The sequence below is a fragment of the Hymenobacter sp. NBH84 genome, assembly GCF_014217645.1.
GTDB classification, from domain to species: domain Bacteria; phylum Bacteroidota; class Bacteroidia; order Cytophagales; family Hymenobacteraceae; genus Hymenobacter; species Hymenobacter profundi.
Genome location: NZ_CP043644.1, coordinates 3,104,279 through 3,125,280, shown reverse-complemented (window position 1 = coordinate 3,125,280; position 21,002 = coordinate 3,104,279). Strand labels below are relative to the sequence as shown.

At 56.3% G+C, this 21,002-nt stretch carries 16 protein-coding genes; 12 read left to right on the top strand and 4 right to left on the bottom strand.

From position 1 onward, the window contains the following. Positions 1 to 23: 23 nt before the first annotated feature. On the bottom strand, positions 24 to 1,811 hold the full coding sequence (locus F1C16_RS13000; RefSeq protein ID WP_185281068.1) for a methylmalonyl-CoA mutase family protein: 1,788 nt from the start codon (positions 1,809 to 1,811) through the stop codon (positions 24 to 26). Positions 1,812 to 2,054: 243 nt separating this feature from the next. Here F1C16_RS13000 and F1C16_RS12995 point away from each other — a divergent pair, with 243 nt between their 5' ends. The 3 genes from F1C16_RS12995 to dnaA all read left to right on the top strand — a co-directional run bounded on the left by F1C16_RS12995 (position 2,055) and on the right by dnaA (position 5,535). Continuing rightward, entirely contained in the window at positions 2,055 to 2,825 is a 771-nt protein-coding gene (locus tag F1C16_RS12995) for a 5'-nucleotidase C-terminal domain-containing protein (RefSeq protein ID WP_258048903.1), read from the top strand. A 133-nt stretch (positions 2,826 to 2,958) separates the two neighbouring features. Then, on the top strand, positions 2,959 to 3,882 hold the full coding sequence (locus F1C16_RS12990; protein WP_185281067.1) for a bifunctional UDP-sugar hydrolase/5'-nucleotidase: 924 nt from the start codon (positions 2,959 to 2,961) through the stop codon (positions 3,880 to 3,882). Positions 3,883 to 4,038: 156 nt separating this feature from the next. Beyond that, positions 4,039 to 5,535 carry a chromosomal replication initiator protein DnaA gene (dnaA, locus tag F1C16_RS12985; RefSeq protein WP_185281066.1) on the top strand — a complete coding sequence of 499 codons (1,497 nt, stop codon included), beginning with the start codon at positions 4,039 to 4,041 and terminating at the stop codon, positions 5,533 to 5,535. Between the two features lie 131 nt (positions 5,536 to 5,666). On the opposite strand, the gene F1C16_RS12980 is transcribed toward dnaA, so the two are convergent. Further along, on the bottom strand, positions 5,667 to 6,152 hold the full coding sequence (locus F1C16_RS12980; protein WP_185281065.1) for a hypothetical protein: 486 nt from the start codon (positions 6,150 to 6,152) through the stop codon (positions 5,667 to 5,669). 182 nt (positions 6,153 to 6,334) lie between these two features. Then, positions 6,335 to 6,763, bottom strand: coding sequence for an OsmC family peroxiredoxin (locus tag F1C16_RS12975; RefSeq protein ID WP_185281064.1), 429 nt, complete (start codon positions 6,761 to 6,763; stop codon positions 6,335 to 6,337). A 224-nt stretch (positions 6,764 to 6,987) separates the two neighbouring features. Here F1C16_RS12975 and F1C16_RS12970 point away from each other — a divergent pair, with 224 nt between their 5' ends. From F1C16_RS12970 to F1C16_RS12945, 6 genes are all read left to right on the top strand, one after another. After that, positions 6,988 to 8,481 carry a GH3 auxin-responsive promoter family protein gene (locus F1C16_RS12970; protein WP_185281063.1) on the top strand — a complete coding sequence of 498 codons (1,494 nt, stop codon included), beginning with the start codon at positions 6,988 to 6,990 and terminating at the stop codon, positions 8,479 to 8,481. A 103-nt stretch (positions 8,482 to 8,584) separates the two neighbouring features. After that, positions 8,585 to 9,433: an endonuclease/exonuclease/phosphatase family protein gene (locus tag F1C16_RS12965; RefSeq protein WP_185281062.1), complete on the top strand. Its 849-nt coding sequence runs from the start codon at positions 8,585 to 8,587 to the stop codon at positions 9,431 to 9,433. 107 nt (positions 9,434 to 9,540) lie between these two features. Continuing rightward, positions 9,541 to 9,990: a 3-oxoacyl-ACP synthase gene (locus tag F1C16_RS12960; RefSeq protein ID WP_185281061.1), complete on the top strand. Its 450-nt coding sequence runs from the start codon at positions 9,541 to 9,543 to the stop codon at positions 9,988 to 9,990. A gap of 182 nt (positions 9,991 to 10,172) precedes the next feature. Further along, on the top strand, positions 10,173 to 11,357 hold the full coding sequence (locus tag F1C16_RS12955; RefSeq protein ID WP_185281060.1) for a 1-deoxy-D-xylulose-5-phosphate reductoisomerase: 1,185 nt from the start codon (positions 10,173 to 10,175) through the stop codon (positions 11,355 to 11,357). Between the two features lie 45 nt (positions 11,358 to 11,402). Then, the gene (gene rseP, locus F1C16_RS12950; protein WP_243900458.1) at positions 11,403 to 12,746 is read left to right on the top strand and encodes an RIP metalloprotease RseP; all 1,344 of its coding nucleotides are present in this window, start codon (positions 11,403 to 11,405) and stop codon (positions 12,744 to 12,746) included. Then, a complete protein-coding gene (locus F1C16_RS12945; protein WP_185281059.1) occupies positions 12,746 to 13,243 on the top strand; it encodes a DUF6702 family protein in 498 nt (165 codons plus the stop codon). The genes rseP and F1C16_RS12945 overlap by 1 nt, the downstream gene beginning before the upstream one ends. 149 nt (positions 13,244 to 13,392) lie before the next feature. On the opposite strand, the gene F1C16_RS12940 is transcribed toward F1C16_RS12945, so the two are convergent. Further along, the gene (locus tag F1C16_RS12940; RefSeq protein ID WP_185281058.1) at positions 13,393 to 15,417 is read right to left on the bottom strand and encodes an OmpA family protein; all 2,025 of its coding nucleotides are present in this window, start codon (positions 15,415 to 15,417) and stop codon (positions 13,393 to 13,395) included. Positions 15,418 to 15,686: 269 nt separating this feature from the next. On the opposite strand from F1C16_RS12940, the gene lon reads away from it, so the two are divergent. The 3 genes from lon (at position 15,687) to hslU (ending at position 20,996) form a co-directional block, all read left to right on the top strand. Then, positions 15,687 to 18,182, top strand: a complete 2,496-nt coding sequence (lon, locus tag F1C16_RS12935; RefSeq protein WP_185281057.1) for an endopeptidase La — start codon at positions 15,687 to 15,689, stop codon at positions 18,180 to 18,182. Between the two features lie 177 nt (positions 18,183 to 18,359). Next, positions 18,360 to 19,418 (top strand): type IX secretion system protein PorQ, encoded by a 1,059-nt coding sequence (gene porQ / locus F1C16_RS12930; protein ID WP_185281056.1) that lies wholly within the window; start codon positions 18,360 to 18,362, stop codon positions 19,416 to 19,418. A 165-nt stretch (positions 19,419 to 19,583) separates the two neighbouring features. Beyond that, complete coding sequence (gene hslU / locus F1C16_RS12925) at positions 19,584 to 20,996, top strand: ATP-dependent protease ATPase subunit HslU (protein ID WP_185281055.1); 1,413 nt, start codon at positions 19,584 to 19,586, stop codon at positions 20,994 to 20,996. Positions 20,997 to 21,002 lie beyond the last annotated feature (6 nt).

Sequence of the window (21,002 nt, the reverse complement as noted above, 5' to 3'; positions counted from 1 at the left end):
CGGCGGGCGCGTGGCACGCGCCCCTACCGTTTGCCCTGCAAGCGGGCCAGCACATCTTCCGTGCTGTAGCCTTCTACCACAAATTCTTTGAAACCAAAAAACTGCACGGCTTCCTGAAGGGTAGCCAAATCAGACGTGAGCAAGGGGGATGGCATAAAGGAAGCATCATCGGCCGGCACCCGGTGCACCAAGCGGGCCAGGCGGCTGAACTGATCGGGCGTGGCATACATCAGCGTGGCTTCTTCCGAAGACGAGAACAGCACCGATACCGTGCCTTCCGGATGGCTCTCACGCAGCTCCGGCCGCTCGTGTGCCGGCAGCGTTTGCAGAAACGACTCCAGAATATGCTGGTTGGTGTGGGCGCCCAGCAGCACCACGGCCGCCCGCTTCAGCTTCTTCTCGCGCCGCTGAAAGTGCAGCGCCGTGGCTAGTTGCAGCACCTCCGAGGGGTAGGCGGCCCTGGTCGAGTCGAAATCGGCGCTACGCAGCAAGCGCTTGGGGTTGAAGCTGAACTGCTCGCGCGGATTCTGGTAGCGGTTGGTGCCCACAATCACCTGCTCGCCGGTGGCAATGCGCCGGAACTGGGCCTGCGTAGTGAGTTGCAACTGGTTGATGATAATCCGAGCGGCCCGCGGTACACCACCAGCCGCCTGCACTTCCTGAAACAGCGCCCAGGCGTTGCGGGCCAGTTCATCGGTCAGGGTTTCGAGGTAGTAGGAACCCGCTGCCGGGTCGGCTACCTGTTGCAAATGGGCTTCCGAGCGCAGCAGGGTAGGAATGTTGCGGGCCAGGCGGTCGGCAAATGCATTGGGCGCCGCAAACAGGCTGTCGAAGGGCGTGACGCTCACGGCATCGGCGCCGCCCACCACGGCGGCCATGGCCTCGGTGGTGGTGCGCAGCAAGTTGGTAGGCGGGTCGAGCGTAGTCTGGCTCCAGGTGGCCGTGCTGGCGTAGATGCGCAGTTGGCTGGCCATTTCGGCGGGCAGCTGGTGGGCAAATAGTAGTGTGGCCCACAACCGGCGCAGAGCGCGCAGCTTAGCTATTTCGGTGAAGTAGCTGGGGTTGATGGCCACCTGCACCTGCACGGCAGCGGCCACCGTGGCCACCTCCAGTTCGTTGCTGGGTAGGCAATCGAGGTAATACGCTGCCGTGCTTAGGGCAAAGGCCAGCTGCTGCGTAGCTGTGCCGCCTCGGTTGCCGAAATACGCTCCGTTCAGCGTCAGCGCCTTAAATTCTGGCAGGTGCTGCGTTAGCTGCAATACGGTTCGCAACGCGGCAAGCTGCCCTTGCAAATCCAGTAAATGATCCGTTACGGGGTCGAACCGCAGAAAGCCGCGCAGGGTGTTGCTGCTGGCTGCCAGCAGGCGTTCTAGCAAGGGTAGGGGCGTAGCGCGCACCGAGTAGCCTACGTAGGTAGCGGCCAGGGGTAGGTGCTGTGCTAGGTAGGCAACGTCAAAAGCGGCGGTGTCGGCCAGGTCGAAGTGGGCACCATCGGCGCCTCGTTGCAGGGCCTCTGTGGCCCGGTCGATGGCGGCGTGGCCGTTGTCGTGGGCCGGTACGAGGTAGGTAGGTACGTTCAGCCAGGCATTGGCCTCAGCAGCGCGCACTTGTGGCGTGGCGGGAGTAGCCAGAGCATCCAAGGCTTCGCGATGGTAGAAGGGTTCTACTACCACGCCTTCGGGCGAGTGCCAACGCAGCGTTTCCGGGTCCTGCCCTTTCAGGTCGCGGCGGATGCGCTCCTGCCAGGCGGCCGTGCTTAGCGGCGTAAACTCAGAGAAAGAAAGCGGGGTGGAGGCTGGGGTATCGGCCATAGAGGAGTGGGTGCGGGCCTGGGATGAGCAACAAAACAGCTGAAACGGCTAAAGATACCGTATCGGGGAATAATGAACATGGGAAAAAGCGGTGCCTGCTTACGGAGGTAGAACATACGCGGTTGGGCTGCGGGGAGTGGGTGTTCAGGCCACATTCAACCTGCTGGTCAACCTGGGCAACAAACTTCCACACGCATAGGAGCGCAGCCGCAACGCGTAATTCGCGTACCTTTGTGCTTCTGTATGCCCCTTCTGCTTATGTCGTTTTTTCGCACTCGTACCACTGCTTTTAGCTTGCTGCTGGCTGTAGCCCTGCTGTCTGCCTGCCAACGCGCTGCCTACCAGGCTCAGGTTACCCTGCCACCCATCACGGCCCGCCCCGTCGATAAAACCCAGCCCGAGGATGCAAAAATGGCCGCCGAAATTGCGCCCTACCGTCAGCGCGTTACGGAGCAGATGTCGGCGGTACTAGGCACGGCACCGGTAGCCCTCACCAAAAATGCGGGCGAGTCGCCACTCGGTAATTTTGTGGCCGACTTGCAGCGCGAGCGCGCCGCCGTAGCCCTGCACCAGCCCATCGATCTGGCCGTGATGACCAACGGGGGACTGCGCACGGCTTTTCCGGCTGGCCCCATCACGCTGGGCTCGGTGTTCGAGCTGATGCCGTTCGAGAATAAGTTGGTGGTGCTGGATGCCCCTGGCCCCGTAGTGCAGCAGCTATTCGACTATTCCGCCCGCATCAAAATGCCTATTTCAGGAGCCATCTATACCGTTTCGCCCGATGGTAAGGCTACTGATATCCACATTGGCGGACAGCCCTTCAACCCGGCCCGCGTCTATGCCATTGCCATTTCCGACTACCTGGCCGGTGGCGGCGACAACCTGCTTTTCTTCAAACCACTCACGCAGCGCGACACGGGTGTGCTGCTGCGCCAGGCCATTGCCGACAAAATCACGAGCCTAACGGCCCAGGGCAAACCCATAGAAGCCCGAGTAGAAGGCAGGGTAAAATGACGTGTTGAGTTTCAAGTGTTGAATTTTGAATGGCTTAGAGAGGTTGTGGAAAGCGACGCTCTATCCTTCTTATTTCATGCATGTGATAGAAACTCAACTCAAAACGCAACATTCATACTTCAACATTTCCAACGTGAACCGTCGCGATTTTATAAAGCATTCGACGCTGGGTGCGGCCAGTCTGGGGCTATTGGGCCTAAACCACTCGGCCACTGCGGCTGATACCAAGGGCCGGCTGGTGATTTTGCACACCAACGATATGCACTCGCGCATTGACCCCTTTCCCGACAACGGCGGGCAGTGGGCCAACATGGGCGGCATGGCCCGTCGCGCCGCCCTGATTCAGCAGATTCGGCAGCAGGAGCCGCACGTGCTGCTCCTTGACTCGGGCGACATCTGGCAGGGCACGCCCTACTTCAACTTCTTCGAGGGCGAACTGGAGTATAAGCTGATGACGGAAATGGCCTACGACGCCAGCACCCTCGGTAACCACGACTTCGACAACGGCCTGGAAGGTTTGCAAAAGCAGTTGCCCAATGCAGGTTTTCCATTCCTGATTGCTAACTACGACTTCTCGAATACCATTCTGGCCGGCAAGTTTAAGCCGTATAAAGTATTCGAGAAAGCCGGGCACCGCATTGGTGTGTTTGGGGTAGGCATTGAGCTGGCCGGTTTGGTGGCTGATAAAAACTTCGGGGCTACCCAATACCTCGACCCTATTATGGTTGCCAACAAGATGGTGGCGCAGCTGCGCGGCCCCGAGCATTGCGACATGGTAATCTGCCTTTCGCACCTGGGGTACCAGTATAAAGGCCCCAAAATCGACGACTTCAAGCTGGCGGCCGGCGCGCCCGGCATCGACCTGATTCTAGGCGGGCACACCCACACCTTCCTCGACAAACCCGACGTAGTAGCCGGCCCCAACGGCCACCAGACGCTCATCAACCAGGTAGGCTGGTCGGGTATCAACCTCGGCCGTCTCGACTACACATTTACGAAGGCTACCCGCCGCCCAGCTGTAGCCGCTGCTGCCGTAGTGCCTATTCACACGGCCTAACGGAAAGTTGACAAAAGCAAGAGAAAGGGGCGTTTTTTTGTCTCCTGACTTTTCCACATTTTTGTCTCCCTTTGCCGGAAACGAACCGCTCCTCGGTTCGTAACGACGGCTTTCTGTACACTATTTGCTCGCCTTTTTTGTTGCTGTAACTGTTTGATGCTGAAGGATTTTAGAACCGTATGGGTCAACTGTCTGCGCGTCATCAAAGCGAATATTGGTGAGCAGAGCTTCCGCACGTGGTTTGAGCCCATTGTGCCGGTGCAGCTCCACAACAACGTATTGATTATTCAAGTCCCCAGCCAATTTTTTTATGAGTGGCTGGAGGAGCATTACGTGGACGTACTCAAGAAAAGTATCTTCCAGGAGTTAGGCGCCGATGGCCGCCTGGAGTACTCGATTGTAGTGGATCAGGGCAATGCCCAGTCGCAGCCGCGCACTCTCAATTTGCCTACCTCGCGCAAGGCAGCCCAGCCGGCCCCTTCGGCCGGACCGGCGGCAGCTTTGGCCGCGGGACCCATGTCGTCGTCGGCGCGGCACGTGGCGGGCGCGGCGGCAGCACCTGCTGCCACGCCGTCTACCCTGCGCAACCCCTTCGAAGCCATTAAGGTAGTCGACCGCAACTACGTCAACTCTCAACTCAACACCACTTACACCTTCGAGAACTACATCGAGGGAGACTGCAACCGCCTAGCCCGCTCAGCGGGTTTGGCGGTTGCGAACAAGCCGGGCACTACTTCCTTCAACCCGCTGATGGTATACGGCGGGGTAGGATTGGGCAAAACGCATTTGGTGCAGGCCATTGGCAACCACATCAAGGCTACCACACCAGATCGGTTCGTACTCTACGTGTCGGCGGAGAAGTTCACGAACCAGTTTATAGAGAGCGTGCGCATCAACTCGGTGCAGGATTTTGCCAACTTCTATCTGTTGGTGGATATCCTGATCTTGGACGACGTGCAGTTTATGTCGGGCAAGGACAAGACGCAGGAGATGTTCTTTCACATCTTCAACCACTTGCACCAGGCCGGTAAGCAAATCGTGATGACCTCCGACCGGCCCCCGCGCGATCTGAACGGCCTGGAAGACCGCCTACTCTCGCGCTTCAAGTGGGGCCTCACCGCCGACTTGCAAAGCCCCGACTTTGAGACGCGCATGGCCATCATCCAGAACAAGATGCAGCAGGATGGCATCGATATTCCGCCGCAGGTAGTGGAGTACTTGGCGCATTCCGTGAATACCAACGTGCGCGAGCTGGAAGGTGTGCTGATTTCGCTGGTGGCCCAGAGTAGCCTAAACCGCCGCGAGATTGACCTGGAAATGGCCAAGCAGGCGCTCCGCCACATCATTGAGGAGGTGGAAGCCGAAGTCAACCTCGACTTCATCCAGAAAACAGTGGCCGAGTATTTCAGCCTACCTGTGGAATTGCTGAAGGCCAAAACCCGCAAGAAAGAGGTGGTAACGGCTCGGCAGGTGGCTATGTACTTCGCTAAAGAACACACTACTCATTCGCTGAAAAGCATCGGCCATCATTTCGGTGGGCGCGACCATAGCACCGTCATCCACTCCGTACAAACCGTATCGGACCTGATCGACAGTGACAAAAGCTTCCGCAGCTCGGTGCAGGAGCTACGGAAGAAGTTCGCGGGCAAATAGAGAGAGGTAGACCACAAGATAAATAGAACGTCATGCTGAGCTTGCCGAAGCATCTCTACCGTAAGTAATCAATTTACTCACGGTAGAGATGCTTCGGCAAGCTCAGCATGACGTTCTATTTATCTTGTGGTCTATTTCTCCTGAGAGTCGTGCAACGGAATCTGGTGATTTGATGCAAATCGTTGCACTTGCTCGTGCAGAATACGGCGGCGGCGGGTACCGCGTACCTCGCGCAAACTTAGTACATAGTTATTGCCGTCTTTGAGCTGTACACGCAGTTGGCGCAGGGCCAACTCTAGCTTAGCAATATCCTCGGCTGGAAAAGCCTGCTTGGGCCGAAACAGCCCACCTTTGTGTACCATGTAAGCCGGCGTGAACTCTAGGTAGGTCTGGGTGCCGAAAATAGGCGCGTTGTTGACCAGTACATAGCCAATATAAATCAGGCTGAACGCCAGGAACACGTAATCCAGGAAGTGCTGGTCAGTACTATTGCTGTCAGCTACCAGCCGTGAGCCAACGTAGAAAATCCAGAGCAAGCCAATAGCCATCTGACCCCAAAACGGGATGCGGGAGTTGTTGGCAGGTTGCAGACGAATACGGGTAGAGGTAGGAGGCATACAGCGCAAAATAAGGTAGGACAGCAGCAAAGTAACTCAGTTTTCTGATGTCCTTCAGCAAAACGGTGTGTCATCCTGAGCAGAGTGGAGGACCTTCTTACATTGTTACGCTTATCGTATTGATAGAAGAGGTTCCTTCGCTCCACTCAGCGTAACACACCGTTTTCTGCTTCATGCTCAGCTTATTTCAGCGTGGCTGAAGTCAATTCCATTTCGGGTACGGCGCTGAGAAGCTGCGAGATAGGGCAGTTCTCTTTGGCGTTTTCGGCTTGCTTCTGAAATTCTTCCTGCGAAATACCTTCTACTTCTCCTTCCGTTTTCAGGGCAATCTTCACCACTTTTGGTGTGTCGCCCGAGGGGTCCAGGGTCACCTTCGACTCGGTGCGAATTTGCTTTACCTGGTAGCCGGCTTTCGTCAGGTGGCTAGTCAGGAACATGGTGTAGCAGCCTGCATGGGCCGCGCCAATCAGTTCTTCGGGGTTGGTGCCGGGCTTGCCATCGAAGCGGGCGCCGGTGGAGTAGGGAGCATCCAGCTGGCCACTCTGGCTGGTGATGGTGCCGCTACCTTTGATGTCGCCGTTCCATACGGCATTGCCACGTTGGTTGATCATGGGAAAGAGAAAAGGGGTGATGAGAAAAATACCAGTATTACATACCAATACTGGCAGTGGTAGGTTGCAGAGGGTAGGGGCGTTTTCCCGTTTGTGGCTGTGTAATACGAGCCGAGGAGTTGACCAAGGCGCCGCTTTCTACGTAGGTAGTGCTAAACTCACATCGTCTAGGGTTACACAGGTTGCTACCTTTGCGGAGTTTACTGTTCAGCTGATTTAGAAATATGGCGTTGAAAGCTACTCTGAGCCGACCTTTGGCGGCTTATGTTGCCCACCGCTACCAGCGCTGGATGCAGGACCCGGTAGGTACGCAGCAGCGCGTTCTGACGAGCTTGCTGGGCGCGGGTAGTCGTACGGCTTTCGGCCACGACCACGATTTTCGGGCCATCAGCGACGCCGCTGGCCTGGCTCGCCAGGTGCCGGTGCGCGATTACGAAGCCCTGCGCCCCTACCTCGACCGGGTGCAAGCCGGCGAGGCCGACGTTCTTTGGCCCGGCCGCCCACTGTATCTGGCCAAAACCTCGGGTACTACCAGTGGCGCCAAATACATTCCGCTCACGCGGGACAGTATGCCCAATCACATCAATGGGGCCCGCGATGCGCTATTGCACTACATTGACTACACTGGCCGCAGCCAGTTTCTGGATGGCCGGCTGATGTTTTTGTCGGGTAGTCCAGAGCTGGAGCTGGTCAACGGCATCCTTACGGGCCGGTTGTCGGGCATTGTCAACCACCACGTGCCGGCCTACCTGCGCCGTAGCCAGCTGCCGAGCTACGCTACCAACATCATCGACGATTGGGAAACCAAGCTCGACCATATTGTGGAGGAAACCTTGGGGCAGCCCATGTCCTTGATTTCCGGTATTCCGCCGTGGGTGCAGATGTACTTCGACCGTATTGTGGCGCGCACGGGCAAAACCGTGAAGGAAGTCTTCCCTGACTTTGGCCTGTTTGTGTACGGCGGCGTCAACTTCGAGCCCTACCGCAAGAAGCTGTTCGAAACCATTGGCGGACCAGTTGACAGCATCGAGACCTTCCCGGCCTCTGAAGGCTTCCTGGCCTTTCAGGATCAGCCTGGCAACCCAGGATTACTGCTGTTGCTGGATGCCGGGATTTTCTTTGAATTTATTCCGGCCGAGCGTTTTTTCGAGGATAATCCGCCCCGCCTGACCATTGGGGAGGTAGAGCTAGATCAGCAATACGCCGTGGTGCTCAGCAGCAACGCTGGCCTGTGGGGCTACTCCCTCGGCGACACAGTGCGCTTCGTGAGTCGCTTCCCGCACCGCGTGGTGGTGTCGGGGCGCATTAAGCATTTTCTATCGGCCTTCGGTGAGCACGTAATTGGGGAGGAGGTAGAGCAAACCCTGCGCGAAGCCATGCGCCAGCACCCCGAGGTAGAGGTAGTGGAATTTACAGTGGCCCCACTCGTCAGCGACGACCCTGCCGTGCCCTCCCGCCACGAGTGGCTCATCGAGTTTGCCCAGCCCCCACGTGATACCGCCGCCTTTGCCGCGGCTCTGGATGCAGGCTTGCGCCAGCGCAACGTGTACTACGACGACCTAATGGCCGGCAATATTCTGGCTCCGTTGCAACTCACTGCCCTGTCCGCTGGTGCGTTTCAGCGGTACATGAAAAGCCAGGGGAAACTGGGCGGGCAGAACAAGGTGCCCCGCCTCAGCAACGACCGGATATTGGCCGAGGGGCTAATGGCAGTGTAATGGTAGCCCTAGCTAGGTAAGAAGGCCAATTTCGGTAAGAAGCCTAATTTGGCCCCTCAATGCCCTAAGCGTCATCTTTCATCTTTCTGCTCTATTCTTGCCCATGCGTCTTTTTCTTTCGCTACTTCTTGCCTGCTTGCTACTCACGCAAGCTACTGTTGCCCAAAAAACTGCCGCTACCCCCTTACGCGTGGCTACCTACAACCTGCGCATGAACACGACCAGCGACGGCCAGAATGCTTGGCCCAACCGCGCTGAGATGGTGCGCAACCTCGTTAGCTACTACGATTTCGATGTGTTTGGTACCCAAGAGGGCTTTCGGAGCCAGCTCAATGATGTGGCGCAACTAAAGCAATACGCCTTTGTGGGCAAGGGTAGGGACGATGGCAAGGAAGCCGGTGAGCACTCGGCTATCTTCTATAAAAAAGACCGCCTGAAGCTGCTGCAAACCGGCGACTTCTGGCTGAGCCAAACGCCTGATAAGCCCGGTAAAGGTTGGGATGCCACTTGCTGCAACCGCATCTGCACCTGGGCCAAGTTTCAGGATACACAAACCAAAAAGGAGTTCTATTTCTTCAGTGCCCACTTCGACCACGAAGGGGTAGAAGCCCGTCGGGAATCGGGCAAGCTGATGGTGCAGAAGATCAAGGAAATTGCTAAAAATGCTCCCGTCATCTTCGTCGGCGACCTGAACTCTACGCCTGATACGGAGCAAGTGAAGATCATCCAAGCCTCGCTACGCAACGCTTATGATGTTACTCAAAAGCCCGCTTACGGCCCCGTGGGTACGTTCCAAGGTTTCAAGCTAGACGCACCCCTGCAAGACCGCATCGACCACATCTTTGTAAGCAAAGAGTACACGGTGCTCAACTACGCAGTGCTCACCGATTCCATGCGCGGCCGCTACCCCTCCGACCACTTTCCGGTGATGGTGGATGTGGTGCTGAAGTAATTAAGACTTGTTGAAATTTTGTTCAAATAGGCAGTATCTGAACGTCAGATCAAGCATGGCTACCAATTTTGAATAAGCTTTAAACGTTTAAAGGGAGGACCTCATTTATGCAACTAAAACCCGCCCTTCACGCCGCCTGCCTCGCCTACCTCCAACAGCGCATCGACGCAGCGCAATCGGCTATGTTGGCCGCGCAGGAATCGGCCAACTCCGAAACCAAGAGCAGTGCCGGCGACAAGTACGAAACCGGCCGCGCCATGGCCCACGAGGAGCGCAACCGCAACGCCGTGCAGCTTCGCGAAGCCCTGAACCTGAAAGCCGAGCTAGAGCGCATCAACCCCGAAGCGGCCTGCGATACAGTACGGCCAGGTGCATTGGTCGCTACCAGTATGGGGCAGTTCTACCTCAGTATTAGCGCCGGCAAGCTGGTGGTAGAGGGAGTAGAGTATTTCGCTGTGTCGCCGGCCGCGCCGGTGGCGGCAGCGCTGAGCGGTAAGAGGGTAGGGGAGGAAGCAGCGTTTAATGGGAAGAAGGTGCTAGTGAAGGCTATTCTGTAAAATGATATGGGCGGCTTGCAGCCGCCCATCGTTGCTGACTGTAGGGTAGGGGCGCGTCGTTGTGGTTGATAAAATGGACCAGTGCTCCAACGGACGGCTGCAAGCTGCCCTACCTCATTTGCTCTGCTGACAGGCCGGAACAGATATTGCCTGCGAAGCAGAACTTCGCCTTACTTTTGCGTATGTCCTTCCCTATCCCCAAGCGCGTGGCGCTGCTCGGTGCCACTGGTTCTATCGGAACCCAGGCGCTGGATGTTATGCGGGCGCACCCTACCCGCTTCACCGTTACGGCGCTATCGGCGCAGTCCAATGCTGAGCTGCTGATTGCACAGGCCCGCGAGTTTCGCCCCGCCGTTGTGGTCATTGGCGATGAGGCAAAGTACGAAACCGTGAAAACGGCCTTGGCCAACCAACCCGAAACCGAGGTGCTGGCCGGTGTCGCCGCCCTCACGGAAATAGCCGCTCGCCCCGATTCGGACATTGTACTCACCGCTATGGTAGGCTACGCGGGATTACTACCTACAGTAGCTGCTATCCAGGCTGGGAAGGACATTGCCCTGGCCAACAAGGAAACGCTGGTGGTAGCCGGGCAGCTGATTACTGAGCTGGTACGGAAATACAAGGTGAAACTCCTACCCGTCGATTCGGAGCACTCTGCTATTTTCCAATGCCTGGTAGGCGAGGAGCAGAATCCGATTGAGAAAATTATCCTCACGGCCTCGGGTGGGCCGTTCCGGGGTAGGAGCCGGACGGAGCTGGCCACCGTCACCAAAGCCCAGGCCCTGAAACATCCCAACTGGGACATGGGCGCCAAAATCACTATTGATTCTGCGTCTTTGATGAACAAAGGATTGGAGGTGATTGAGGCCAAGTGGCTGTTTGGCCTCCGCGACGACCAGATCGACGTGGTAGTGCACCCGCAAAGCATTATTCACTCGTTGGTGCAGTTTCAGGATGGCTCTTTGAAAGCACAACTCGGCCTGCCCGATATGAAGCTGCCCATCCAATATGCCTTGGGCTACCCCGAGCGCCTATCCTCAGATTTTCCGCGCTTCGATTTTCTGGCCTACCCCCAGTTCACTTTCGAGCAGCCCGATACCGCTACCTTCCGCAACCTAGCCTTGTCCTTCGAGGCCATGCGCCGGGGTGGCAACGCGCCCTGCATTCTCAATGCCGCCAATGAGGTAGCTGTGGCTGCTTTTCTGCGCGATGAAATCGGTTTTCTGGAAATGTCGGACCTGGTGGAAAGTTGCCTCACCAAGGTTTCGTACCTTGCTACCCCATCGCTCGACGATTACATGCACACCGACCAGGAAACGCGCCGCGTGGCGCAAACGCTGGTCGGCAGCGGAACAAAGTCGGCGTAGGAACTGTCAGGATGACAATCTTACATTTTTAATTTCTTCGCTACTTTGGAAGGATTAGTTATGGCCGGCAACCTGTTGCTGGGCCTTTCGCTTTTGGTTGGTTTGCACGAGTTTGGCCACTTCGCCACCGCGAAGTATTTCAAGATTCGCGTCGATAAGTTTTACATCTTCTTTGACTTTCTGTTTCCGATGCCGGGCGTGCTCAATTTCGCCCTGTTCAAGAAAAAAATCGGGGAGACGGAGTACGGACTGGGATGGTTCCCGCTGGGTGGCTACGTAGCTATCCACGGCATGATCGACGAGACACAGGATGCGGAAAGTCTGGCCGCTGAGCCCGCCCCCAACGAGTTTCGGGCGAAGCCAGCCTGGCAGCGCCTGATTGTGATGCTGGGCGGTATCGTTATGAACGTAATTACCGGCATTGTCATTTTTACGGCCCTCACCTACACCCACGGCGAAAGCTACCTACCCGCTTCGGAAGTGCGCTATGGCGTGTTGCCCAATGAGTTGGGTAAAGAAGTGGGCTTCCAGATGGGCGATAAAATTGTGAAAATCAACGGCCATCCGTTCACTGAGTTCAATGATGTGTACGAGCCCGAGGTAATTCTTGGTAGCAATAGTTACTACACTGTAGATCGCAACGGCAAGCTGGTGGACATCAACTTGCCCGCCGACTTTATGGACCGCCTCGCTGAGAAGGACCAAGGCGCGTTCGTAGTGCCCCTCGACCCGTTTCAGGTAGATGAAGTGGTGCCCAACAGTGCCGCCGCCAAGGCTGGCCTCCAGCCCGGCGACCGGGTAGCAGCCGTAGCCGGTACGCCCATTCATTACTTCCCCGAGTTGCAGCAAGAGCTGAAAAAGCAAGCTGGCAAGACCATCCCGCTGACGGTAGAACGTGCCGGTGCCCCTACCCAACTCACCGTTACGGTGGAGCCCGAAGGCACCATTGGTTTCCGCCCCAAGTCGCTGCTGCACTTCGATACCCGCCACTATTCGTTTGCTGAGTCGGTACCGCAGGGCACCAAGCAGGCCTTCGGCATCGTGACCACACAGGCCAAGGCATTCGGCAAGATTTTCCGGGGCGAAGCGTCGTTCCGTAAGTCGGTGGGCGGCCCCATCGAAATTGCCCAACAGTACGGCGGTAAGTGGGACTGGCTGCGTTTCTGGACGCTCACAGGCATGCTTTCTATGGTGCTGGCGTTCATGAACCTACTCCCCATTCCGGCCCTAGATGGCGGCCACGTGCTATTTCTGCTCTACGAGATGGTAGCCGGTCGTAAGCCCTCCGACTCTTTCCTTGAAGGTGCTCAGAAAGTAGGTATGGTGCTGATTCTGGGTCTGATGGCATTTGTTCTGATTATTAATCCCATCCTGAAAAACTTCCTCTAATGCGTAGTTGGCTGTTTTTGTTGCTTTTGATGGTAGGCATGATGAGCCGGGCACAGGCGCATACCTACCACGCCAGCATCATGGATGTGCATTACAACCCGCAAAAAAAACAGCTGGAAGTAGCGGTGAAGGTGTTCACCGATGATCTAGAAAAAGCCTTGTCGGCGGGGCAGCCCAAGCCGGTGAGTGTGTTGGAAGACCCAAAGCCGCAACTGGCTACGCTTACCTTGGCGCTGCTGCGACGGGCACTAGCATTCGGCACCAAGCCCGGCGAAATCCTTCCTTGGCGCTACGTAGGCATGGAACGCGACCATGATGCCCATTGGCTCTACCTCGCCGTGCCGCTGTCTAGTGCGCCGTCGGCACTCTACCTGCGCAACCATTTGTTGCTCGACACCTTCGATGATCAAATGAACATCGTGAACGTGGAAGCCAATGGCAAGAAGCAAAGCGCCCTGTTCCGCGGCGGCGAAGACGTGCGGAAACTGGAGTTGTAGGTTAGTTTATAGTCACAGAACAGCAAAGCCGTCTGCATCCTGAACGCAGTGAAGGACCTTACCACGCGTGAACGAGTCGCCAGTACGATGGTCGTTCACGCGTGATAAGGTCCTTCACTGCGTTCAGGATGACAGGCGAGTTTGTTTTTCTACCAGTCCGAACCGCCACTGGCCGCTGGCTTTTTGCCTTCGCCTTCAGGCTTGATCAACTGGAATTCCACCCGACGGTTCACCTTCGCGTCTTCTTCCGTTACTTCTTCCTTGATCGGCTTCGTGCTACCTAATCCGTTGCTGTCGATGTGGTTGGGTTGCAGCTTGCCCTTCTGCTCAATGTAGCGGCGAATAGCCTCGGCGCGGTCCTGGGAGAGCTTCTCGTTCACATCGGGGTTGCCGCGGGCGTCGGTGTGGCCCGTGATGCGGAGTCGGTAGGTAGGGTGGTCGACCATAAACAGGGCAATACGGTCGAGCGTGCCGTGCATAGCGGGCAACACGTTGGCCTTCATGGCCTCAAACTCAATATTGTGAAATATGAGGGGTAGGCTGCTGTCGAAGCTGGCCGTCATTAGTTTCATTAATGTGTCCGATTTCAGGTCGAATTGCTTTTCGACTGTGAAATAATCGGGGCTGCGGATGAGCATCACGTAGTGTGAGCCTTCCATCAGATCGAAGTCAAACGAGCCATCGGGCCGCAGGTACTTACTGGCGACTTCGATGCCGTTATTTGTATCAATAATGCTGACGATGCCGTTGAGGGGCTTGTTGGTCACGGAGTCTATCAGCGAGCCTTCGAAATGCGTAGTAGCCAGCGGCTGCGCCTCCATGGGTAGGGGGAAGGAATAGAGGTCGAGGTTATGAGGCGTCTTGGCCTCGGCCCTGGCGTAGTAAAGGTTCTTAGAATCGCGGTCAATGGTGAAGTAATATTCTGATCCTTTGCCGTTTACCAACGGCCCAATATTGCGCGGTTCCTGCCAGCGCCCGTTCACACGGTAGGTTTTGTAAATATCAAAATCACCGAAATTGAGCAGCTGCCCTCGGGAGCTGAAATACAGCACGTTATACAAAGGGTGGTAAAATGGACTCACCTCGCTTTCGCGAGTATTCACCACGGGGCCCATGTTCTCTGCCTTGGCCCACTCGCCGTTCTTGGTTTTGTAGGTATACCAGATATCCGATAGACCGAACCCGCCCAAGCGGTCGGAGGCAAAATACAAGGTGTCCTCGCTGGGCGAGAGGGTAGGCTGCGAGTCCCAAGCCCCGGAGTTAACAGTAGGGCCCAAGCTCTTAGGCGTCGACCACTGTCCATCCTGAAAGGTAGCCGAGTACAGGTCGCAGTTGCCGTGGCAGTCAGGACACTCGCATCGGGCGAAATAGATGGTTTTGCCATCGCGCGAGAAGCACGCCGAGCCCTCGTTGTACTGCGAGTTGATAGGCTTAGGCAGGGGCTCGGCATCGGTCCAATACTCACCTTCCTGCCGCGAGGTATACAGGTCCTCATCTACCACCTGCTTGATGTTGCCGCGCACTTTGCGCTTAGAGGAAAACACAAAGAGGCCGGCTTCGCTACTCAGCGCGGGTCCATAGTCCTCCACCGGCGAGTTGATGCCTGCGCCCATACTGGTATACACGCCTACAGGCGGATGGAACGTAGCCAGGTTTTTCCGGTACTCCACAATAGCGTAGTACTCATGCATAGGGACATACAGATCGGCGGTTTTTTGCTCCAGCGAATCGTAGTACAGCTGCACTTTTTTCAACTCGCGGCGGCGGTGCTTCAGCGCCAGGCTATAGTAGGTCTTGGCCTGCTGCTCGTTGTTGGTGCGCTCGTAGAGCTGGCCCAGCCGCCAGAGCATATCCGTGTTTTTGGCGAAGTTCTCGATGCCAAACTTACCTACGTACGCAGCCAGCAACTTGCGAGCTTGCCCCCAGTTACGGCGCTTTTCGGCCTGCTGAATAGCCTTCAGCTCCTTTTTATTTTGGTAGAACGCAATGCGGTTGACGTTGGGAAAGGTAGGCGTGCCATCGGAGCGCACGCGTAACTTTTTGGTAGCAGAGGCATTGCGTGTCAGCTCTCGTTGCGCAAGGGGAGGGGCAGGGGTTTTCTGCTGGGCCTGGGCGGGAAGAAAAGCCGCGCAACTGCCAAGCAGCACCAGCCACAAACAAAGGGAGCGTAGCATAAGAAATAAGACAACGCCACCGTTGTCAGAATGGAAAGGAGGGTACCAAAAATAGCAAATTCCTGATACTACCAGGCAGGAGTGTATCCCAAGCTGGGGCAAGTGCCGTGCCGTGTTGGCGTAGCCTGTTTCAAAAAAGAATTTTGGCCCTTGATGGCACGACGCTTGCCCATTCCGTAATCTTACAAAAGTCAGTCGTAACCGGACAGGTTTGTGCCGGAGCAGGCTGTCATTCTGGCACGAATTAATCGTGTATCCCCGCTATTCTCATGAGTAAATCCTTTTTTCAAGACGCTACTCCCTACCTGCTGGCGAAAGACACGGTAGAGATGGTTTCTATTGTTGCCACCGACCCCGACCAGCCACTTACCGGCGAAGACGCTCCCGAGGTACTGCCGTTGCTGGCCGTACGCAATACGGTATTGTTTCCCGGAGTAGTACTACCCGTTACGGTGTCGCGCAAGAAAAGCGTGCGGCTAGTGCGCAAGGCCTACCGGGGCAATAAGATTATTGGGGTAGTTGCCCAGAAAAATACCCAGAGCGACGACCCCGTACTGGCCGATCTGTACCAGACCGGCACCATGGCGCGCATCCTGAAAATGCTGGTGCTACCCGATGGCAATACCACCATCATCATTCAGGGACAGCAGCGTTTCCAGATTGAGGAACAGGAGCAGGACGTGCCCTACCTCACGGCGCGGGTAAGCTACCTGACCGAGACCTTCCATAATAAGAACAGCAAGGAGGTGAAGGCTCTGGTGGCCTCGCTGAAAGAGGCCGCCGCCAAAATCATGAAGCTGAATCCTGAGATTCCGCAGGAAGCGCAGGTGGCGTTGGATAACATCGACTCGCCGTCTTTCTTGACGCATTTCCTGTCCTCGAATATCAACGCCGAGGTAGGTGTGAAACAGCAGCTGTTGGAGATAAACGACGGTGTGGAGCGCGGTACACGGTTGCTGGAACTGATGCTCAAGGAGATTCAGCACCTGGAAATCAAGCGCGAAATCCACACGAAAGTCCATACCGACATCGACCAGCAGCAGCGTGATTACTTCCTGCGCCAGCAGATCAAGGTATTGCAGGATGAGTTGGGGTTTGATGGTCCAGATCAGGAAATAGACAAGTTTCGCGTCCGTGCGAAAGACAAAAAGTGGCCCGAAGCGGTAGCCAAACATTTCAACAAAGAACTGGATAAGCTCACGCGCCTCAACCCGCAAGCCGCCGAATACCCGGTGAGCGTGAACTACGCGGAGTTTCTGCTCGACTTACCCTGGGGCGAATACACCAAGGACAATTTCAACCTGAAGCGCACCCGCAAAATCCTCGACCAGGACCACTATGGTATGGAAAAGGTGAAGGAGCGCATCGTGGAGTACTTGGCTGTGCTCAAGCTGAAGCAGGATATGAAGGCACCGATTCTGTGCCTCTATGGCCCGCCCGGTGTAGGCAAAACCAGCCTGGGCCGCTCCATTGCGAAGGCGTTGGGTAGGCAGTACGTGCGCATGAGCCTGGGCGGCGTGCGCGACGAGGCCGAAATCCGGGGGCACCGCAAAACCTACGTGGGCGCTATGCCAGGCCGCATTGTGTCGCAGATCAAAAAAGCAGGCGCTTCCAATCCGGTGATTATTCTAGACGAAGTAGACAAGGTAAGTGCCGATTTCCGGGGTGACCCGTCGTCGGCGCTACTCGAAGTGCTTGACCCGGAGCAGAACTCCACTTTCACTGACAACTACCTGGAGGTCGAATACGACCTGTCGCGGGTGCTGTTCATTGCTACCGCCAACTCGCTCGATACCATCCAGCCCGCCCTGCGCGACCGAATGGAAATCATCGACGTGACGGGATATACACTAGAAGAGAAGACCCAAATTGCCAAGAAGCACCTGTGGCCTAAGCTCCTCGCCGACCATGGCCTACAACCCAAGGACGTAAGCATCACCACGCCCGCCTTGCAGCGCGTAATTGACGACTACACCCGCGAATCGGGTGTGCGTAGCCTGGAGCGCAAGTTGGGGGCAGTGGTGCGCAACGTGGCTAAGCATAAGGCTTTGGAGGAAGAATATCCGGCAACCCTGGAACCGAAAGACGTAGCCCGTATCCTGGGCGCCGCCATTTTCGACCGCGACCAATACCAGGACAACGACACTGCCGGCGTGGTAACGGGCTTGGCCTGGACTTCGGTGGGTGGCGACATCCTGTTCATTGAAAGTTTGTTGAGCCGGGGTAGGGGCAAGCTCACGCTCTCGGGCCAGCTGGGTGATGTGATGAAGGAATCGGCCATTACGGCGCTTTCCTACCTGCGCAGCCGGGCCGAGGAGCTGGACATCGACTACCGCCTCTTCGACCAGTACGACCTGCACATTCACTTTCCTGAGGGCGCTGTGCCCAAGGATGGCCCCAGTGCCGGTATTGCCATCTTCACTAGCATCGCGTCGGTGTTTACGCAACGTAAAATCCGTAGCCATTTGGCCATGACGGGCGAGATAACCCTGCGCGGCAAGGTGCTGCCGGTAGGCGGCATCAAGGAGAAAATCCTGGCGGCGCGCCGTGCGGGCATCAAAGACGTGATTTTGTGCCAGAAAAACCGCAAGGACATCGACGAGATTCCCACCGAATACATCAAAGGCCTCACTATTCATTACGCCGACCGCGTGGATGACGTGCTGGCCGTAGCCTTGCTACCGGAGCTGGTTAACCATCCTATGAAGCTGACCGTGCGCGACGAACCAACTCCGCCGGCTGTACCGAGCGTGGAAGTGCAGTAAGTAGGGTATTTAGAATTTAATTAGAACGTCATGCTGAGCTTGTCGAAGCATCTCGCTCGCTTCGTTGGGTAGTGTACAACGAAGCGAGCGAGATGCTTCGACAAGCTCAGCATGACGTTCTACGTTAGTGGAATATTTCAAAGCCCAACCTTGTAATTTCCTCAGTATCTTCCGCCAATGATTGCACCGCTACGTCAGTACTTGTTGGGAATTGTCAGCGTGTTGGTGGTGGGAACAGCTAAACCAGCGTCCGCGCAAATTGGCGGGCGGCGTGCTTTCTCGTTTCTAAACGTGCCTGCTGGTGCCAAGCTAGCAGCTCTGGGCGGCGCCAACGTTTCGTCCCGCGATGCTGACGGGACCATGCTTTTCGCCAATCCTGCTCTTTTGAACCAGGAAATGGATGGTAGGCTGGCCCTGAGCTACGTCGACTATCTAGCGGATATCGGTCAAACCAGCGCCGTGTATGTCTTTAATACTCAACAGGCTGGTCGGTTTGGGGTAGGGCTTAACTATCTGAGCTACGGCGAGTTTCAGCAGGTAGATGCGGCGGGCAACGTTATCGGGGAGTTTTCGGTGAACGAATACGTCGCCAGCGTGGCCGATTCCTACACCAGCGGCAACTTCACGCTGGGCGGCACGCTGAAGCTGGCGGTATCGGGCATTGCCGGCAACCACTCGGTAGGTGTGCTGGCCGATGCAGGCGCGCTGTTCAAGCACCCAGATCAGGATTTTACAGTAGGGCTGGCGGTGCGCAACCTGGGGTATCAGGTGAAACCCTACACCGGCTCCGGCCGTGAGCCCATGCCGCTGAATGTGGAGCTGGGTACCTCATTCAAACCTGAGCACCTACCGTTTCGCTTTTCTCTCACGGCGCACCACTTGCAGCAGCTGGACATCGTGTATCTCGATCCTACCCAAAGCACCCAACTCGATGAAAACGGTGACCCCATTGTACCTGAGAAAAGCTTAGGCGACAAAATTGCCCGACACTTTGCCGTGGGCGGTGAACTGTTGCTAAGCAAAAACCTACACCTGCGCGCAGGCTACAACCATTTGGCTCGGCGCGAATTGCGGTTGGCTAATATAGGCGGGGGCGCAGGCTTCAGCTTTGGGGCTATGCTGCGCATCAGTCAGTTCCAACTCGACTACACGCGGGCGGGCTACCATGCTTCGGGAGCCGCCAATTATTTCAGCATTGCCCGCAACATTGATTCGTTGTTTACGAAGGAGAAGTAGGGTAGGAGCCGGTAACTCTGTCGGGTAGCAACGGATAAAACACAACCCTGACTGGCTAAATCAGTATTTGTGGCAGAAGCAGTACCTCGGGCAACATTTTGCCGGATAGTTGCTTCTTCACCATATCGCCCAAGCACATCTTTTGGGCGCTTTCACTCTTGATGTATGATAGAATCCGATGTTTTTCTGACGCCGGCTCAGATAGTAGCCGAGCTGGATAAGTATATCATTGGTCAGCACGAGGCCAAGCGCCATGTGGCCATTGCCCTGCGCAACCGTTGGCGCCGCCTGCACGCGCCCATCGAAATGCAGCGCGAAATCGTGCCCAATAATATTCTGATGATTGGCTCCACGGGGGTAGGCAAAACCGAAATTGCCCGCCGCCTCGCTAGCATCGCCGACGCACCTTTTACCAAAGTGGAAGCCTCCAAGTTTACGGAGGTAGGCTACGTGGGCCGCGACGTAGAAAGCATGGTGCGCGACTTGGCTGAGCAGTCGGTAAACATGGTGAAGCTGCGCCGCAAGGAAGCCGTAAAGGCTCAGGCTGCGCAAGTAGTAGAAGATATTATCCTGGATGCCCTGATTCCACCCATCTCCGGCAGTGCTACGCCTGCTACCCGGCAGGGAGTAGGCTTCGGCACCGATGGCAACCAAGTGCCTACCTCCGACCAGGAGCTGAACGAGCGCACGCGCGACAAATTCCGCGAGAAAATCCGCAGCGGTGAGTTAGACGAGCGTAAGATTGAGATTAAGGTAGAACAAAGTAGTTCCTCCGGCATCGGTATCCTAGGAGGCCAGACCGGCATGGATGAGGCTTCGCTGTCGGGCTTACAAGACATGCTGGGCAATATGCTCCCCAAGAAAACCCGCAAGCGCCGCGTCACGATTGCCGAAGCCCGTCGCATCCTGCTAGATGAGGAAGCTGCCAAGCTCATCGATATGGAGGAGGTGAAGGAAGAAGCTCTGCGCCACGCCGAGAACTCAGGCATCATCTTCATCGACGAAATTGATAAGGTAGCCAGCCGCAGCGGCAAAGGCGGCGGTGGCCCCGACGTAAGCCGCGAAGGTGTGCAGCGTGACTTGCTACCCATCGTAGAAGGTTCGGCTGTCAGCACTAAGTACGGTATCCTCAATACCGACCATATTCTGTTCATTGCCGCCGGTGCCTTCCACGTCGCTAAGCCTTCCGACCTGATCCCAGAGCTGCAAGGTCGCTTCCCCATCCGGGTAGAGCTGCAAAGCCTCACCAAAGAGGATTTCTATCTGATCCTAAAAGACCCCAAAAATGCGCTTACCAAGCAGTACGAAGCTCTGCTTCAAGCTGAAGAGGTAGAATTGACCTTTGACGACTCGGCCCTGGAGCGCTTGGCCGAAATTGCATTTGAGGTAAACAGCGAGGTAGAAAACATCGGTGCACGTCGCTTGCACACGGTCATGAGCCGCCTACTCAACGATATCCTGTTCGACGTACCGGATAAAATCGGTGCTAATGCTCGCATTCAAATCACGCGCGAACTGGTAGATGAACGCCTGAAAGACATGGTGCGCAACCGCGACCTGACCCAATATATCCTATGAGGTAAC

What these genes read in the sequence shown, in the direction of transcription:
- F1C16_RS13000 (WP_185281068.1), bottom strand. Translation starts at nt 1,811, where the DNA reads ATGGCCGATACCCCAGCCTCCACCCCGCTTTCTTTCTCTGAGTTTACG.
- F1C16_RS12995 (WP_258048903.1), top strand. Translation starts at nt 2,055, where the DNA reads ATGCCCCTTCTGCTTATGTCGTTTTTTCGCACTCGTACCACTGCTTTT.
- dnaA (WP_185281066.1), top strand. Translation starts at nt 4,039, where the DNA reads ATGCTGAAGGATTTTAGAACCGTATGGGTCAACTGTCTGCGCGTCATC.
- F1C16_RS12980 (WP_185281065.1), bottom strand. Translation starts at nt 6,152, where the DNA reads ATGCCTCCTACCTCTACCCGTATTCGTCTGCAACCTGCCAACAACTCC.
- F1C16_RS12975 (WP_185281064.1), bottom strand. Translation starts at nt 6,763, where the DNA reads ATGATCAACCAACGTGGCAATGCCGTATGGAACGGCGACATCAAAGGT.
- F1C16_RS12970 (WP_185281063.1), top strand. Translation starts at nt 6,988, where the DNA reads ATGGCGTTGAAAGCTACTCTGAGCCGACCTTTGGCGGCTTATGTTGCC.
- F1C16_RS12965 (WP_185281062.1), top strand. Translation starts at nt 8,585, where the DNA reads ATGCGTCTTTTTCTTTCGCTACTTCTTGCCTGCTTGCTACTCACGCAA.
- F1C16_RS12960 (WP_185281061.1), top strand. Translation starts at nt 9,541, where the DNA reads ATGCAACTAAAACCCGCCCTTCACGCCGCCTGCCTCGCCTACCTCCAA.
- F1C16_RS12955 (WP_185281060.1), top strand. Translation starts at nt 10,173, where the DNA reads ATGTCCTTCCCTATCCCCAAGCGCGTGGCGCTGCTCGGTGCCACTGGT.
- F1C16_RS12945 (WP_185281059.1), top strand. Translation starts at nt 12,746, where the DNA reads ATGCGTAGTTGGCTGTTTTTGTTGCTTTTGATGGTAGGCATGATGAGC.
- F1C16_RS12940 (WP_185281058.1), bottom strand. Translation starts at nt 15,417, where the DNA reads ATGCTACGCTCCCTTTGTTTGTGGCTGGTGCTGCTTGGCAGTTGCGCG.
- lon (WP_185281057.1), top strand. Translation starts at nt 15,687, where the DNA reads ATGAGTAAATCCTTTTTTCAAGACGCTACTCCCTACCTGCTGGCGAAA.
- porQ (WP_185281056.1), top strand. Translation starts at nt 18,360, where the DNA reads ATGATTGCACCGCTACGTCAGTACTTGTTGGGAATTGTCAGCGTGTTG.
- hslU (WP_185281055.1), top strand. Translation starts at nt 19,584, where the DNA reads ATGATAGAATCCGATGTTTTTCTGACGCCGGCTCAGATAGTAGCCGAG.